The sequence below is a fragment of the Pseudomonas nitroreducens genome (genome assembly GCF_010994165.1).
GTDB classification, from domain to species: domain Bacteria; phylum Pseudomonadota; class Gammaproteobacteria; order Pseudomonadales; family Pseudomonadaceae; genus Pseudomonas; species Pseudomonas nitroreducens.
The window spans coordinates 248,830-263,241 of the sequence record NZ_WMBX01000002.1; the positions used below are offsets into that span (position 1 = coordinate 248,830).

14 protein-coding genes are annotated in these 14,412 nt (G+C 64.9%); 11 read left to right on the forward strand and 3 right to left on the reverse strand.

What is annotated here, in order from left to right; all coding sequences use genetic code 11:
• Nucleotides 1–152 precede the first annotated feature (152 nt).
• Nucleotides 153–773, reverse strand: coding sequence for a sigma-70 family RNA polymerase sigma factor (locus GJV37_RS09115; RefSeq protein ID WP_193452353.1), 621 nt, complete (start codon nt 771–773; stop codon nt 153–155).
• Between the two features lie 190 nt (nt 774–963).
• Nucleotides 964–2,148, reverse strand: coding sequence for a 4-hydroxybenzoate 3-monooxygenase (pobA, locus tag GJV37_RS09120; RefSeq protein WP_193452354.1), 1,185 nt, complete (start codon nt 2,146–2,148; stop codon nt 964–966).
• Nucleotides 2,149–2,265: 117 nt separating this feature from the next.
• Here pobA and GJV37_RS09125 point away from each other — a divergent pair, with 117 nt between their 5' ends.
• The 6 genes from GJV37_RS09125 (at nt 2,266) to GJV37_RS09150 (ending at nt 7,682) form a co-directional block, all read left to right on the forward strand.
• Nucleotides 2,266–3,135 carry a helix-turn-helix domain-containing protein gene (locus tag GJV37_RS09125; protein WP_420852373.1) on the forward strand — a complete coding sequence of 290 codons (870 nt, stop codon included), beginning with the start codon at nt 2,266–2,268 and terminating at the stop codon, nt 3,133–3,135.
• Nucleotides 3,136–3,141: 6 nt separating this feature from the next.
• Nucleotides 3,142–4,071 carry a pca operon transcription factor PcaQ gene (pcaQ, locus tag GJV37_RS09130; RefSeq protein ID WP_193452355.1) on the forward strand — a complete coding sequence of 310 codons (930 nt, stop codon included), beginning with the start codon at nt 3,142–3,144 and terminating at the stop codon, nt 4,069–4,071.
• A 117-nt stretch (nt 4,072–4,188) separates the two neighbouring features.
• Entirely contained in the window at nt 4,189–4,908 is a 720-nt protein-coding gene (gene pcaH / locus GJV37_RS09135) for a protocatechuate 3,4-dioxygenase subunit beta (RefSeq protein WP_193452356.1), read from the forward strand.
• Between the two features lie 12 nt (nt 4,909–4,920).
• A complete protein-coding gene (gene pcaG, locus GJV37_RS09140) occupies nt 4,921–5,526 on the forward strand; it encodes a protocatechuate 3,4-dioxygenase subunit alpha (protein WP_037015695.1) in 606 nt (201 codons plus the stop codon).
• A complete protein-coding gene (zapE, locus tag GJV37_RS09145; RefSeq protein WP_193452357.1) occupies nt 5,516–6,595 on the forward strand; it encodes a cell division protein ZapE in 1,080 nt (359 codons plus the stop codon). Before pcaG ends, zapE begins: the two co-directional genes overlap by 11 nt.
• Before the next feature lie 244 nt (nt 6,596–6,839).
• A complete protein-coding gene (locus tag GJV37_RS09150; protein WP_024763339.1) occupies nt 6,840–7,682 on the forward strand; it encodes an IclR family transcriptional regulator in 843 nt (280 codons plus the stop codon).
• A gap of 7 nt (nt 7,683–7,689) precedes the next feature.
• Here GJV37_RS09150 and GJV37_RS09155 read toward each other — a convergent pair whose 3' ends face one another.
• Nucleotides 7,690–8,235, reverse strand: coding sequence for an RNA 2'-phosphotransferase (locus GJV37_RS09155; RefSeq protein WP_024763340.1), 546 nt, complete (start codon nt 8,233–8,235; stop codon nt 7,690–7,692).
• Between the two features lie 311 nt (nt 8,236–8,546).
• On the opposite strand from GJV37_RS09155, the gene pcaK reads away from it, so the two are divergent.
• The 5 genes from pcaK (at nt 8,547) to benC (ending at nt 14,365) form a co-directional block, all read left to right on the forward strand.
• Nucleotides 8,547–9,896, forward strand: a complete 1,350-nt coding sequence (gene pcaK, locus GJV37_RS09160; RefSeq protein WP_024763341.1) for a 4-hydroxybenzoate transporter PcaK — start codon at nt 8,547–8,549, stop codon at nt 9,894–9,896.
• A 125-nt stretch (nt 9,897–10,021) separates the two neighbouring features.
• Complete coding sequence (locus GJV37_RS09165) at nt 10,022–10,975, forward strand: AraC family transcriptional regulator (RefSeq protein ID WP_024763342.1); 954 nt, start codon at nt 10,022–10,024, stop codon at nt 10,973–10,975.
• Between the two features lie 442 nt (nt 10,976–11,417).
• A complete protein-coding gene (gene benA, locus GJV37_RS09170) occupies nt 11,418–12,785 on the forward strand; it encodes a benzoate 1,2-dioxygenase large subunit (protein WP_193452358.1) in 1,368 nt (455 codons plus the stop codon).
• Nucleotides 12,785–13,273, forward strand: coding sequence for a benzoate 1,2-dioxygenase small subunit (gene benB, locus GJV37_RS09175; RefSeq protein ID WP_425326834.1), 489 nt, complete (start codon nt 12,785–12,787; stop codon nt 13,271–13,273). Before benA ends, benB begins: the two co-directional genes overlap by 1 nt.
• A 78-nt stretch (nt 13,274–13,351) precedes the next feature.
• Nucleotides 13,352–14,365, forward strand: a complete 1,014-nt coding sequence (gene benC, locus GJV37_RS09180; RefSeq protein ID WP_024763345.1) for a benzoate 1,2-dioxygenase electron transfer component BenC — start codon at nt 13,352–13,354, stop codon at nt 14,363–14,365.
• Nucleotides 14,366–14,412: the final 47 nt, after the last annotated feature.

Genomic DNA, 14,412 nt, shown 5'->3' on the forward strand with positions numbered 1-14,412 from the left:
TTCGGACGTTTATGCCAACTGCGTGACGGATTGGCAAGGTGATGCCGCACCGAATTCAGGGTTTTTATGGCGGGTTACGGGGTGTGGCGGGGAGTTTCCGGATATACGGAGAGCGGATGTGCGGCGGCAGCCATCGTCTTTCAGGCAAGCGCCTAAGTCGCGGAGCGCAGTTCCATCAGCAGGCTCAGGCAGATCACCGCGCCGATCAGCACGCCGACCACGCTGGCGATGATCAGCGGCCAGCGCAGGCCGGGGCTATCCTCTTCGTCATCGGGCAGGCGCGCATGGATGGCGGGCCAGAGTTCGTCCGGGGGCGGCAGTTCCGGCCAGGGTTCGTCGCTGGGCGGTGGGGAAGGGTGGCCGGCGAGCTGGTAGAGCAGGGCGATCATCCAGTCCAGCGCGGCGATGCGCGTGGGATGGTAGCGGTCGGCGTCGGTCCAGACGTGGAGGAAGGTGTCGACCAGCAGGGCGTCTGCCTGTGTCTGATCGGCCTTCAGCTTCAGCGCCAAGGGGTAGAGGCGCGGGGCGGTGCAGCGGTACAGCGTGGCGAAGGCGCGCGCGTCTCCGTCGCCGCTTTCGGCGAGCAGGTAGCTGAGGAAGTTGGTTTCGTCCGGGTCGATGACGGCCTCCGGCGGTGTCGCGGCGAGCGATATGGCTGGAGGGAAAGGATAGATCGTGATGCTTTTTGTAGGAGCGAGCTTGCTCGCGAACAGTCGTGCGAGTGGGTTCGCCTTTGGGGCGGTTCGCGAGCAAGCTCGCTCCTGCCCGATCAAGAGCCCCTCACCCTCACCCTAACCCTCTCCCGCGAGCGGGAGAGGGGACCGTTCGGTGCAGGATGAAACCTCAACGTCAGCCGGCACGGACGGCTCCCTCTCCCGCCGGGAGAGGGTTGGGGTGAGGGGAAAGCATCGGTACGAACAGCCAGGGAACGACGGTTGCTCCTGCAAGCTCGGTGAGTCGGCACTAAGCCACGTCCTCGAACGGCAACCCGACATAGTTCTCGGCAATGGTCGTGCGCCCGGCCTCGGAGCCGAGGAAGTAGTCCAGCTCGGTCTCCAGCATGCGCCGGGTGAAGGCGTCGCTGTCGGGGAACTGGTGCAGCATTGAGGTCATCCACCAGGAGAAGCGCTCGGCCTTCCAGATGCGCCGCAGGGCAATCGGCGAGTACTGCGCCAGCAAGTCGGTGCGGCCGTCGGCGTAGACTTTCACCAGGATGCGATGCAGCGCGTCAACGTCACTGGCCGCCAGGTTCAGTCCCTTCGCGCCGGTGGGCGGGACGATGTGCCCGGCATCGCCGACCAGGAACAGCCGGCCGTACTGCAGCGGCTCCACCACGAAGCTGCGCAGCGGGGCGATGCTCTTTTCCAGCGACGCCCCGGTCACCAACTGGCGCGCAACGTCCTCGGGAATACGGCGTTTGAGCTCGTCCCAGAAACGCCCGTCAGACCAATCCTCCACCTTCTCATCCAACCCTACCTGCAGGTAGTAGCGGCTACGGGTGGCGCTGCGCTGGCTGCACAGGCTGAAACCGCGCTCGCTGCTGGCGTAGATGAGTTCGTGGCTGACCGGCGGGGTGTCGCTGAGCAGGCCGAGCCAGCCGAAGGGGTAGACGCGTTCGAAGACGCTCAGGCGCTCGGCGGGAATGCTGCGCCGGGCCACGCCGTGGAAGCCGTCGCAGCCGGCGATGTAGTCGCAGTCCAGGCGCACGCGTTCGCCCTGATGGGTGAACGTGACGTAGGGCTTGTCGCTGGTGACGTCGTGCAGCTCCACGTCAGTCGCTTCATACACGCTCATCGCACCGCTGGCTGCGCGGGCCTGCATCAGGTCGCGGGTGACTTCGGTCTGGCCGTACACCATCACCTGCTTGCCGCCGGTGAGGGCCTTGAGGTCGATGCGCTCGCGGCGGCCGTTGAGCACCAGCTCGAAACCGTCGTGGAGCAACCCTTCGGCGTCCATCCGCGCGCCGGCTCCGGCTTCGCGCAGCAGGTCGGCGGTGCCCTGTTCGAGTACCCCGGCGCGGATGCGGCCGAGCACGTAGTCGGGGGTCTGGCGTTCGAGAATCACGGTGTCGATGCCAGCCTTGTGCAGCAACTGGCCAAGCAGGAGGCCGGCAGGGCCGGCGCCGATAATGGCGACTTGGGTCTTCATGGCGTGGCTCCTTGGAGAGCGCTGTTGTTTTTGTCTCCTGCATTTTTTGTGGATGGGATCGGTCTTTGAAGGTAATTTCCAACAGTCTTCTTGGATTTTTCATGGATGCGGGCGGTGATCGAACAACGTGCTGACAATCCGGTCCCGGTGTTCCGCCTGTATGGCGAAACGACGGTTTGGCCGACGCCGGACCTGATCCACTGCGAGTCGATCGCCTCGCGCAGTCGCCTGCATGACTGGGAAATCCGCCCGCATCGCCATGGCGACCTGGTGCAACTGCTCTACGTGCAGGCCGGTGCGGCGGAGCTGGAGGTGGAGGGGCAGCTGACGCTGATCCGCGAGGCGTCGCTGCAGGTCACGCCGGCGCTGGCGGTGCATGGTTTTCGCTTCGCCGAGGACGTGCAGGGCTGGGTGCTGAGCATGGGGCTGCCGCTGGCCGAACAGCTCGGTAGCCTGCTGGAAAGCACGGTGCTGGAGCAGCCGGCGTGCTTTGCCGTGGGCGAGGGCAAGCGTCACCTGGATGCGCTGTTCGAATCCATCGACCGCGAGTACGCCGGGCAGGCGCCGGGCCGCGACCTGATGCTGCAATCGCTGCTCAACATGCTGCTGGTCTGGCTCAGTCGTCGGGCGCTGGAGCAGTCCCGCGCGGAGGCAAGCCAGCAGGATCGCGGCGTCGAGCATCTGCAGGCGTTCTCCCGCCGGCTGGAGCAGGATTTCCGGTTGCATCGGCCCATCGAGCACTACGCGGCGGCGCTGGGCATCAGCGCCGCGCACCTCAATGCGCTGTGCCGGCGCCTGGCCGGGCAGTCGGCGCTGCAGATGATCCACCAGCGCCTGCTGCTGGAGGCCAAGCGCAACCTGGTGTACACAGCCATGACCATCCAGCAGGTGTCGGACAGCCTGGGCTTCTCCGAACCCGCGTATTTCTCCCGATTCTTCAAGCGTTACGCCGGGGTTTCGCCCCGCGCGTTCCGCGAGCTGCGTTGAGCCGCCATGAATATCGATTCGCGTATCAAGTTCCGCCACCTCGTGTGCTTCCTCGAAGTGGCCCGCCAGGGCAGCCTGGCCCGCGCGGCGGATGCCCTGGCCGTGAGCCAGCCGGCCATCTCGAAGACGCTCAAGGAGCTGGAGGACCTGCTCGAAGCCAGCTTGTTCGAGCGCGGCAAGAGCGGGGCCAGTCTGACGGAAGCGGGAGTAGCCTTCCTGCGCTACGCCGGCCCCTGCGTGCAGGCGCTGCGTGACGGCGTGAACAGCCTGCGCGGCGGCGAGTACGTCTCCAGCACGGTACGCCTGGGCGTGCTCTCCACTGTCGAAAGCCTGCTGATGCCGGAGACGGTGCGGCGCCTGCACGAGCGGCACCCGGCGCTGGTGGTCAGCGTGGTGACCGGGCCGAGTGCGCACCTGCTCTCGCAATTGCGTGTGGGCGAGCTGGACCTGGTGGTCGGTCGCATGACCGAAAGCCCGCAGATCCAGGGGCTCGCTTTCGAACACCTGTACAGCGAGGCGATGACCCTGGTGGCCCGCGCCGGCCATCCGCTGCTGGGCCGCCCGCTGCCGCCCTCGGCGCTGGACGACTGGCCGCTGGTGCTGCCGCTGGCCGGCACTACCATTCGCAAGTCCGCCGACAGCCTGCTGGTGCAGAGCGGCCTCGGCCAGCCGCGCCAGAGGCTGGAAACCCTGTCCACGGTGCTCAGCCGCCGTTATGTATTGACCAGCGACGCGCTGTGGATCGCTCCGCTGGATTCGGTGCGCCTGGACCTGCGCTCCGGTGAGATGGTCGAACTGCCGCTGGATGTACAGGAACCGGGCGGTTCAGTGGGGATTTGCAGCAACTCGACGCTGCCGCTTTCCCTCGGTGCGCACTGGTGCCTGGAGGTACTGCGCGAGGTGGGGGAAGCTTATCGCAGCGAGACTTATCCATAACCTTATGGTTATGGATGGCGGGTATCTTTTCAATTTTCCAGGTCCGTTGGGCGGGTGACACTCTGCCGCACTGCCTGATGCAACAGGCTCCTATAAATCCAACAAGAGGAGACCGATATGTCCGACGCGGAAAACAGCCGCTTCGTCATTCGTGACCGAAACTGGCACCCCAAAGCCCTCACGCCCGACTACAAGACTTCCATCACCCGTTCCCCGCGCCAGGCGCTGGTGAGCATTCCGCAATCGGTTTCCGAAACCAGTGGCCCGGACTTCTCGCACCTGAAGATGGGCGAGCACGACAATGACCTGCTGCTCAACTTCAACAACGGTGGCCTGCCCATCGGTGAGCGCATCGTCGTTTCCGGCCGGGTCATGGACCAGTACGGCAAGCCCGTGCCGCATACCCTGGTGGAGATGTGGCAGGCCAACGCCGGCGGCCGTTATCGCCACAAGAACGACCGTTATCTCGCGCCGCTGGACCCGAACTTCGGCGGCGTCGGCCGTGCGCTGACCGACAGCGAAGGACGCTACGTCTTCCGCACCATCAAGCCCGGCCCGTATCCCTGGCGCAACGGCCCGAACGACTGGCGCCCGGCGCACATCCACTTCTCCATCAGCGGCCCGTCGATCTCCACGCGGCTGATCACCCAGCTGTACTTCGAGGGCGACCCGCTGATTCCGATGTGCCCCATCGTCAGGTCCATCGCCAACCCGAATGCGGTGGAAAGCCTGATCGCGAAGCTCGACATGAGCAACGCCAACCCCATGGACTGCCTGGCCTATCGCTTCGACATCGTGCTGCGCGGCCAGCGCAAGACCCATTTCGAGAACAAGTGAGGAGGACCGACCATGCCTATCGAACTGCTGCCGGAAACCCCCTCGCAGACCGCCGGCCCCTACGTGCACATCGGCCTGGCGCTGGCCGCCGCCGGTAATCCGGCCCGTGACCAGGAAATCTGGAGCGAGATGGCCAAGTCCGGCGCGCCCGGCGAACACATCCTGCTGATCGGCCATGTGTACGACGGCAACGGCCACCTGATCCGCGATTCCTTCCTCGAGTTGTGGCAGGCGAATCATGAGGGCGTGTATGACACTGCCTTCGATCTGGAAAAGCCCTTCAATGGCTTCGGACGCACGGCAACGACCTTCGATGCTGGCGAGTGGCAGGTGCAGACCATCAAGCCCGGTGTGGTGAAAAATGCTGCCGGTGTGCCCATGGCGCCGCACATCAACGTCTCGCTGTTCGCCCGGGGTATCAATCTCCATTTGCAGACGCGCCTGTACTTCGACGACGAGGCGCAAGCGAATGCCGTGGACCCGGTCCTGAACCTGATCGAGCAGCCCGAACGTCGGCAAACCCTCATTGCAAAGCGTTGCGAGGTGGACGGGAGGCTCGCTTACCGGTTTGATATCCGCGTCCAGGGAAATGCGGAAACGGTGTTCTTTGACTTCTGATACACGACTCCATGAGACATCCGCCGAACCGGTCGCCGACCGCGTTCGGCGGCACTTCGCGGCCGCGCTCGACGAGCGCGGCTATCGGGCGGACGAGGCTCAGGTGACGGCGGTGGACCACCTCGCCACCTGGCTCGACGACTTCCTTGCCGGGCGTCACGGTTTCCTGCGCAAACCAGTCGCAGGCGTCTACCTGTGGGGCGGTGTGGGGCGCGGCAAGAGCTTCGTCATGGACCAGTTCTTCGCCGCCGCGCCGACCCAGGCCAAGCGCCGCGTGCACTTCCATGCCTTCCTGCAGGAATTGCAATCACGCATGCTGGCGATCACCGGGCAGTCCGACCCGCTGGTGCGCGTGGCCCGCGTCATCGCCGAGGAAACCAGGCTGCTGTGCTTCGACGAATTCCACGTGCACGACATCGGCGACGCCATGCTCCTGGGGCGGATGCTGAAGGTGCTGGTGGACGAAGGCGTAGGCCTGGTCTGTACGTCCAACTATGAACCGGAAAATCTCTGTCCGAACCCGCTGTACCGCGAGCGCTTCCGTCCGGCCATCGAGCTGATCGAAAAGCGCTTCGACGTGATTTCGGTGGATGCCGGGCAGGACTATCGCGAGCACAGTACGTCGCTGGAAGAGTGGGGCAGCTTCCTCTGGCCGGCGCGCGCCGATGATCTCGAACTGGTCGGTTCCCGACTGGGGCTGGCGGCGGACGCGAAGTTCGACGAGGTGCTCAGCGTCAATCACCACCCGCTGAAGGTGCATGCCCACGACGATCACTGTGCGTGGATGGATTTCAGCGAAATGTTCGAACGCCCGCGCTCAGCCAGCGATTACCTGTGGCTGATCGAGCATTTCCCGCGCATGGCGGTGAGCGGTCTCGGCCCGCTGGCGGACTACCCGCCGGACGTGAGCATGCGCTTCCTCAACTTCATCGATATCGCCTACGACCGGCAGTTGAGGCTGCAATTGTTCGCCACGGTGTCGCTGGACGAGTTGGCGGCGGGCGGGGCCGCGCTGGACTTCTCGCGAACGCTGAGCCGGTTGCGGCAGTTGAAGCTGGAGTCGCTGTAGGCGGTCGCGCGGGCTGTCGAGAGTTGTTCGCGAGCAAGGACTAGGCGTCCCCTTGACCCTACGAAGAGCGCGCAGGCGTTTTCCTGAAGGAGCGAGCTTGCTCGCGAACCCAGGTTGTACCTGGCGCGATGCGCTAGATTCGCTAAGCATGGATAACCTCTGTTCGATAATCGGCCAAATGTGTTGCGATAATCGCCCATGCGTGTCGATAATCGCCCGGCATTCGCCTGCCAGGACAACAACAATGACCGACTCCCCCCGTGCCAGCCTGCCGCCCCTTGCGCCGCCGATCATCGCTTCGCCCGCCAAGCGCATCGAGGCCTTCACCGGCGACCCGAACTTCATGACCTCGCTGGCCCGTGGCCTGGCGGTGATCCACGCGTTCCAGGAGCGCAAACGGCACCTGACCATCGCGCAGATCAGCCACCGCACCGAAATTCCCCGCGCCGCCGTACGCCGTTGCCTGCACACGCTGATGAAGCTGGGCTATGTCACCTCCGACGGCCGCACCTATTCGCTGTTGCCGAAGGTGCTGACCCTGGGGCACGCCTACCTGTCCTCGACGCCGCTGGCGGTCACCGCGCAACCGATCCTCGACCGTTTGAGCGAGCAACTGCACGAAGCCTGTTCGATGGCCACGCTCGAAGGCGACGAGATTCTCTACATCGCCCGCTCGGCCACGCCGCAGCGCCTGATTTCGGTGGACCTGAGCGTCGGCAGCCGCCTGCCGGCGTACTGCACCTCCATGGGCCGCATCCTGCTCGCCGGGCTGAACGACGACGCGCTGGAGGACTACCTCGCCCACGCCGACCTGCAGGTGAAAACCAGCCGTACCGTGCACACCCCGGAAATGCTGCGCGCGAGCATCGCCGAGATCCGCCAGCAGGGCTGGGTGATCATCGACCAGGAACTGGAAGTCGGGCTGCGCTCCATCGCCGTGCCGCTGAAGGATTCCGCCGGTCAGGTGCTGGCCGCGCTGAACGTCGGCACCCACGCCGGGCGCGTGTCACGCCAGGAACTGGAAACGCGCTTCCTGCCGGTGCTGCTTGAGGCCAGTCGCGAGCTGGGCACGCGGCTGTTCCACTGAGTTTTCCTCAGCGTTGTTCCAGGTACGCTGGTGGTACGGCGTCCGCCAGCCAGACGCCATTGGCAGAGCGATAGAAGCGGTGGCCTTCGCGCCACATCTGGCCGCTGCGTACTACCAGGATGGTTGGCTTGCCACGACGCGAGCCGACACGATCGGCAGTCTCGCGGTCGGCGCTCAAGTGGACGTGCTGGCGGCTCATGGGCTTCAGCCCGTCACGGATGATCGCCGCCAGTGAGGCGGGAATAGTGCCGTGGTAGAGCACTTCCGGCGGCTCGCAGGCTTCCAGCTGCAGATCGATGCTGACCGAATGGCCCTGATTGGCGCGGATGCGCAGGCCGTCGTCGCTGAAGGTGAAGCGCTGCTTGTCGTTGGTGGCCACCACCTCTTCGAGCATGTCGCGGCTGAATTGACGGCCCTTACCGGCCGACCGCTCCAGCAGTTCGTCGACGCTCACCCAGCCGTTCTGGTCCAGGGTCAGCCCAGCAGTTTCCGGGCTGTGGCGCAGGATTAGCGACAGCCATTTGCTGATCGATTTCCGTTCGTTGTCGTTCATTTCTTCCTCTGATTTTCCTTTCGGGCTGGCGCATTCTAGCCATAGCCGCAGCAGGCTCCTTAATCTCGTTCGCTAACCGCCCACTGGTGCGGTTAACGAATTGAATCGTCCTACGGCAATTCGTAATGTTTCCTACCCGTCCAGCCGGACGGGTAATAACAACAATGAGCGTCAGCCATGGCCCCTGTGTGCCTGCCCCATCCGCCGGTCCTTGCGTCCACCGGCTCGCGCCTCATTCCTGTCCAGCTTGCGGGAGTGCAGGGCGATCCAGCCGGCCTTCCCGCGACGACGCCTTCGCAGGAAGTCTTCGCATGACCAGTTCCGCCCACGTGCCCGCTGCCGGCACCCTCGACGTCCAGTCCTTCATCAACGCCCAGCCGCTGTCGCTGTACCAGTGCCGCATCGTGCTGCTGTGCTTCCTCATCGTTTTCCTCGACGGTCTGGATACCGCCGCCATGGGCTTCATCGCCCCGGCGCTGACCCAGGACTGGGGCATTGACCGCGCCAGCCTCGGTCCGGTGATGAGCGCCGCGTTGATCGGCATGGTGTTCGGCGCCCTGGGCTCCGGCCCGCTGGCCGACCGTTTCGGGCGCAAGGGCGTACTGGTGGTGGCGGTATTCCTGTTCGGACTCTTCAGCCTTCTGTCGGCCTACAGCAGCAACCTCGAACAGCTGATGGCGCTGCGCCTGCTGACCGGGATCGGCCTGGGCGCGGCGATGCCCAACGCGACCACGCTGCTCTCGGAGTACACCCCCGAGCGCCTCAAGTCGCTGCTGGTGACCAGCATGTTCTGTGGCTTCAATCTCGGCATGGCCTCGGGCGGCTTTGTCTCCGCCAAACTGATCCCGGCCTACGGCTGGCACAGCCTGCTGTTGCTCGGCGGCGTTCTGCCGCTGCTGCTGGCGGTGGTGCTGCTGGTATGGCTGCCGGAGTCGGCGCGTTTCCTGGTGGTGCGCAATCGCGGAGCAGACAAGGTCAAGCGCGTGCTGGCGCCCATCGCGCCGGCCGAGGTGGTCACGGCACGCGAGTTCAGCGTGCCGGAACAGAAGACGGTGCAGAGCCGCAACGTGTTCAAGGTGATCTTCTCCGGCACCTACAGCGCGGGAACCCTGCTGCTGTGGCTGACCTATTTCATGGGCCTGGTGATCGTCTACCTGCTCACCAGCTGGCTGCCGACGCTGATGCGCGACGCCGGCGCGAGCATGGAGCAGGCCGCGTTCATCGGCGCGCTGTTCCAGCTCGGCGGGGTGCTCAGTTCGGTGGCGGTGGGCTGGGCCATGGACCGCTTCAATCCGCACAAGGTCATCGGCATCTTCTATTGCCTGGCGGGCGTGTTCGCCTACTTCGTCGGGCAGAGCCTGGGTACCGTCACGCTCCTGGCGACCCTGGTGCTGGCTGCCGGCATGTGCGTGAACGGCGCGCAGTCGGCCATGCCGTCTCTCGCCGCGCGCTTCTACCCGACCCAGGGACGCGCCACGGGCGTGTCCTGGATGCTCGGCATCGGCCGCTTCGGCGCCATCCTCGGCGCCTGGATCGGCGCGACCCTGCTGGGCCTGGGCTGGAACTTCGAGCAGGTGTTGACCGCGTTGATGGTGCCGGCCGCGATCGCCACGGCGGCGGTGCTGGTCAAGGGGCTGGTGAGCCACGCCGACGCTACCTGAGCAGCGAGCGGGGCAGGGATTGTGTTGCCATTCATCTCTGCCTCGCGCCGACCCTGCTGCACTTGCATAGACTGGATGCACCGCAACGCAGATTGCGGCCACTAACAACAACTGTGAGTGCCTCTATGCAAAGCCTGCTGAGCGAGCGCAGCCGTGTATTCGAGCGTGCCGATCCTTACGCGGTTTCCGGTTACGTCAACCAGCACGTGGGCACCCACGACCTGCGCCTGCCGGCGCACGGTCATCCCCAGGCCAGCCTCAACCACCGCCGCTTCGCCAGCCTCGACCTGTGCCGTATCAGCTATGGCGGCGCGGTGCGCGTCACTTCGCCGGCACTGGAAAGCATCTTCCACTTGCAGATTCTGTTGAGCGGCCACTGCCTTTGGCGCGGCCAGCGCCAGGAGCGCTACCTGGCGCCGGGCGAGCTGCTGTTGATCAACCCGGACGATCCGGTCGACCTGACCTACTCGGACGACTGCGAGAAATTCATCCTGAAGATTCCGGTGACCCTGCTCGAAGCCATCTGTGCCGAGCAGCGCTGGAACGCACCGCGCGGTGGCGTGCGCTTCACCGAGAATCGCTACCGGCTGGGCGAACTGGAAGGCTTCGTCAACCTGTTGTCGATGGTCTGCCAGGAGTCCGAAGCCGGCGAGCGTCTGGCTCGGGTGGACGAGCACTACCAGCAGATTGTCGCCAGCAAGCTGCTGACCCTGCTGAAGACCAATGTCAGCCGCGAGCCCATCGCTGGCGGCAGCGCCTCCTTCGAGCGCATCGAGGCGTACATCGAAGGCCACCTGCGCGAGGACATCGATGTCGAAGCCCTGGCGCGCCAGGCCTCCATGAGCCTGCGCTCGTTGTACGCGCTGTTCGAGCGGCAGGCCGGCACCACGCCGCGGCAGTACATCCGCCGGCTCAAGCTGGAGCGTATTCGCTCGTGCTTGGCGGACCCGGCTTGCAACGTCCGCAGCGTGACCGAGTTGGCGCTGGACTATGGCTTCCTGCACCTGGGGCGGTTTGCCGAGGGGTATCGGCAGCAGTTTGGCGAGTTGCCTTCGGAAACTTTCAAGCGTCGCACCTGAGCCGTTCCTGCTGGTTAGCCTTGGTTCCAATATTGGATGGGTGTGCCGTTTAGGCGTCCTGCGCCGCATCGGCGTGCGCTCCGACTCTTTGTTTCGCCCCCTCGGGCGAGTCACTTTGGCAAACGACGGATGGCCGCCCCGCCCAAAGTAACCAAAGGTCTTGCCCCGGACATCCGGTTTTTCGCTTAGGCGAAAAATTCCCTCGTTGAACGGGGCCGTTCGGAGTGCTCGGAAGTCGCTCTGGAAGCCCTCAAGAGCACACAGAGGCAGCCCCTGCCTGTAGGAGCGAGCTTGCTCGCGAATCCCGTGCCACAAATCAAGGGCATCCGCTCACCAGCACGCCTGCACAAAACGGATAGCACTCTGCACAAAGCGGATATTGCCCCCGCGTACCCAGCCCTAACCTGAGCCTGCCTGAACAATAACAACGGAGGCCCTGGCCATGTCCCTGGGTATCGACTACTTGCGTTCACTGCTTGAGGAAGACGCCGCGAAGGGCGTCTACCGCTGCCGCCGGGAGATGTTCACCGACCCGCGCCTGTTCGACCTGGAGATGACCCACATCTTCGAAGGCAACTGGGTCTACCTCGCCCATGAAAGCCAGATCCCCGAGAAGAACGACTTCCTGACCACCATGATCGGTCGCCAGTCGGTCTTCATCGCGCGCAACAAGGACGGCGTGCTCAACGCCTTCCTCAACGCCTGCAGCCACAAGGGCGCCATGCTCTGCCGGCAAAAGTCCGGCAACCGTTCCAGCTACACCTGCTCGTTCCACGGCTGGACCTTCAACAATTCCGGCAAGCTGCTCAAGGTGAAGGACCCGGCCGAGGCCGGCTACCCCGAAGGCTTCAACTGCGAAGGCTCCCACGACCTGACCAAAGTGGCGCGCTTCGAGTCCTATCGCGGCTTCCTCTTCGGCAGCCTGAAGGCCGACGTCAAGCCGCTGGTGGAGCATCTGGGCGAGTCGGCGAAGATCATCGACATGATCGTCGACCAGTCCCCCGAAGGACTGGAAGTCCTGCGCGGTTCCTCCAGCTACATCTACGAAGGCAACTGGAAGCTCACCGCCGAGAACGGTGCCGACGGCTATCACGTCAGCTCCGTGCACTGGAACTACGCCGCCACCCAGAACCAGCGTCAGCAGCGCGAAGCGGGCGAGGCCGTGAAGACCATGAGCGCCGGTGGCTGGGCCAAGCAGGGTGGCGGTTTCTACTCCTTCGACCACGGCCATCTGCTGCTCTGGACCCGCTGGGCCAACCCCGAGGCGCGCCCGGCCTTCGAGCGCCGCGACGAGCTGGCACGCGACCATGGCCAGGCCCGCGCCGACTGGATGATCGAGAACTCGCGCAACCTCTGCCTGTACCCCAACGTCTACCTGATGGACCAGTTCAGCTCGCAGATCCGCATCGCCCGGCCCATCGACGTCAACCGCACCGAGATCACCATCTATTGCATCGCGCCCAAGGGCGAGAGCAGCGAGGCGCGCGCCCAGCGCATCCGCCAGTACGAGGATTTCTTCAACGTCAGCGGCATGGCCACGCCGGACGACCTGGAGGAATTCCGCTCCTGCCAGCAGGCCTACCAGGGTAGTGCCGGTGGCTGGAACGACATGTCGCGCGGGGCGAAGCACTGGATCGAAGGCGCCGACGACGCGGCGCGGGAAATCGACCTGGCGCCGGCGCTGTCCGGCGTGCGCACTGAGGACGAGGGCCTGTTCGTGCTGCAGCACCAGTACTGGCAGCAGACCATGATCGACGCGCTGGGTGCCGAGCAGGTCAATCGCATCGCGCTGACAGAGGAGGGCGTGTGATGAGCCGCTACGAACTCGTGCGTGACTTCCTCTACCGCGAAGCGCGCTATCTCGACGACAAGGACTGGGATGCCTGGCTGGAGTTGTACGCCGCCGATGCCACCTTCTGGATGCCCTCCTGGGACGACCGCGACCAGCTCACCGAAGACCCGCAGCGGGAAATCTCGCTGATCTGGTACGGCAACCGTGGCGGCCTGGAAGACCGCGTGTTCCGCATCAAGACCGAGCGCTCCAGCGCGACCCTGCCGGACACGCGCACCTCGCACAACCTGAGCAATATCGAGGTGCTCGGCGAGGCCGATGGGCAGTGCCAGGTGCGCTTCAACTGGCACACCCTGAGCTTCCGCTACAAGACCGTCGACAGCTACTTCGGCACCAGCTTCTACACGCTCGACGACGTGCGTGGCGAACGGCCGTTGGTGAAGGCGAAGAAGGTCGTGCTGAAGAACGACTACGTCAGGCAAGTCATCGACATCTACCACATCTGATTTCGCCGTCAGGGCTGTGCGTCGCGCGCGTGGATTCGCCGCGCGCGACGCCGCCTGCGCGGCATCGAGGTGCACGCCATGAACCACAAGATCGCCCTCAACTTCGAAGACGGCGTTACCCGCTTCATCGACGCCAGCCCGAGCGAGACCGTGGCCGATGCGGCCTACCGCCAGGGCATCAACATTCCGCTGGATTGCCGCGACGGCGCCTGCGGCACCTGCAAGTGCTTCGCCGAAGCCGGCCGCTACGACCTGGGCCAGGAATACATCGAGGACGCGCTGACCGAGGATGAAGCCGAGCAGGGCTACGTGCTCACCTGCCAGATGCGTGCGCAGAGCGATTGCGTGGTACGCGTGCCGGCTTCCTCGCAAGTCTGCAAGACCGCCCAGGCCAGTTTCGAAGCGAACATCAGCGCGGTGCGCCAGCTCTCCGAAAGTACCATCGCGCTGTCGATCAAGGGCGAGTCGCTGAGCAGGCTGGCCTTCCTGCCGGGGCAGTACGTCAACCTGCAGGTGCCGGGCAGTGAGCAGAGCCGCGCCTATTCCTTCAGCTCGCTGCAGAAGGACGGTGAGGTCAGCTTCCTGATCCGCAATGTGCCGGGCGGCCTGATGAGCAGCTTCCTCACCGGCCTGGCCAAGGCCGGCGACGCCTTGTCCCTGGCCGGCCCGCTGGGCAGCTTCTACCTGCGCGAGATCAACCGACCGCTGTTGCTGCTGGCCGGCGGTACGGGCCTCGCGCCCTTCACCGCGATGCTCGAACAGATCGCCGAGCGCGGCAGCGAACACCCGCTGCACCTCATCTACGGTGTCACCCACGACGTCGACCTAGTGGAAATGGACCGGCTGGAAGACTTCGCCGCGCGCATTCCCAACTTCACCTTCAGCGCCTGCGTGGCCAGCCCGCAGAGCAGCTACCCGCGCAAGGGCTACGTCACCCAGCACATCGAGCCGGCGCACCTGAACGACGGCGAAGTGGACCTCTACCTCTGCGGCCCGCCGCCGATGGTCGAGGCGGTCAGCCAGTACATCCGAGAACAGGGCATCACTCCGGCGAATTTCTACTACGAGAAGTTCGCCGCCAGCGCTGCCTGATTCCCGACAACCCACGCGGGGCGGCTCTTCGTAGGAGCAAGCTTGCT

What these genes read in the sequence shown, in the direction of transcription:
- benB (WP_425326834.1), top strand. Translation starts at nt 12,785, where the DNA reads ATGAGCCGCTACGAACTCGTGCGTGACTTCCTCTACCGCGAAGCGCGC.
- pcaK (WP_024763341.1), top strand. Translation starts at nt 8,547, where the DNA reads ATGACCAGTTCCGCCCACGTGCCCGCTGCCGGCACCCTCGACGTCCAG.
- benC (WP_024763345.1), top strand. Translation starts at nt 13,352, where the DNA reads ATGAACCACAAGATCGCCCTCAACTTCGAAGACGGCGTTACCCGCTTC.
- GJV37_RS09150 (WP_024763339.1), top strand. Translation starts at nt 6,840, where the DNA reads ATGACCGACTCCCCCCGTGCCAGCCTGCCGCCCCTTGCGCCGCCGATC.
- pcaG (WP_037015695.1), top strand. Translation starts at nt 4,921, where the DNA reads ATGCCTATCGAACTGCTGCCGGAAACCCCCTCGCAGACCGCCGGCCCC.
- GJV37_RS09155 (WP_024763340.1), bottom strand. Translation starts at nt 8,235, where the DNA reads ATGAACGACAACGAACGGAAATCGATCAGCAAATGGCTGTCGCTAATC.
- pcaH (WP_193452356.1), top strand. Translation starts at nt 4,189, where the DNA reads ATGTCCGACGCGGAAAACAGCCGCTTCGTCATTCGTGACCGAAACTGG.
- GJV37_RS09165 (WP_024763342.1), top strand. Translation starts at nt 10,022, where the DNA reads ATGCAAAGCCTGCTGAGCGAGCGCAGCCGTGTATTCGAGCGTGCCGAT.
- pobA (WP_193452354.1), bottom strand. Translation starts at nt 2,148, where the DNA reads ATGAAGACCCAAGTCGCCATTATCGGCGCCGGCCCTGCCGGCCTCCTG.
- pcaQ (WP_193452355.1), top strand. Translation starts at nt 3,142, where the DNA reads ATGAATATCGATTCGCGTATCAAGTTCCGCCACCTCGTGTGCTTCCTC.
- benA (WP_193452358.1), top strand. Translation starts at nt 11,418, where the DNA reads ATGTCCCTGGGTATCGACTACTTGCGTTCACTGCTTGAGGAAGACGCC.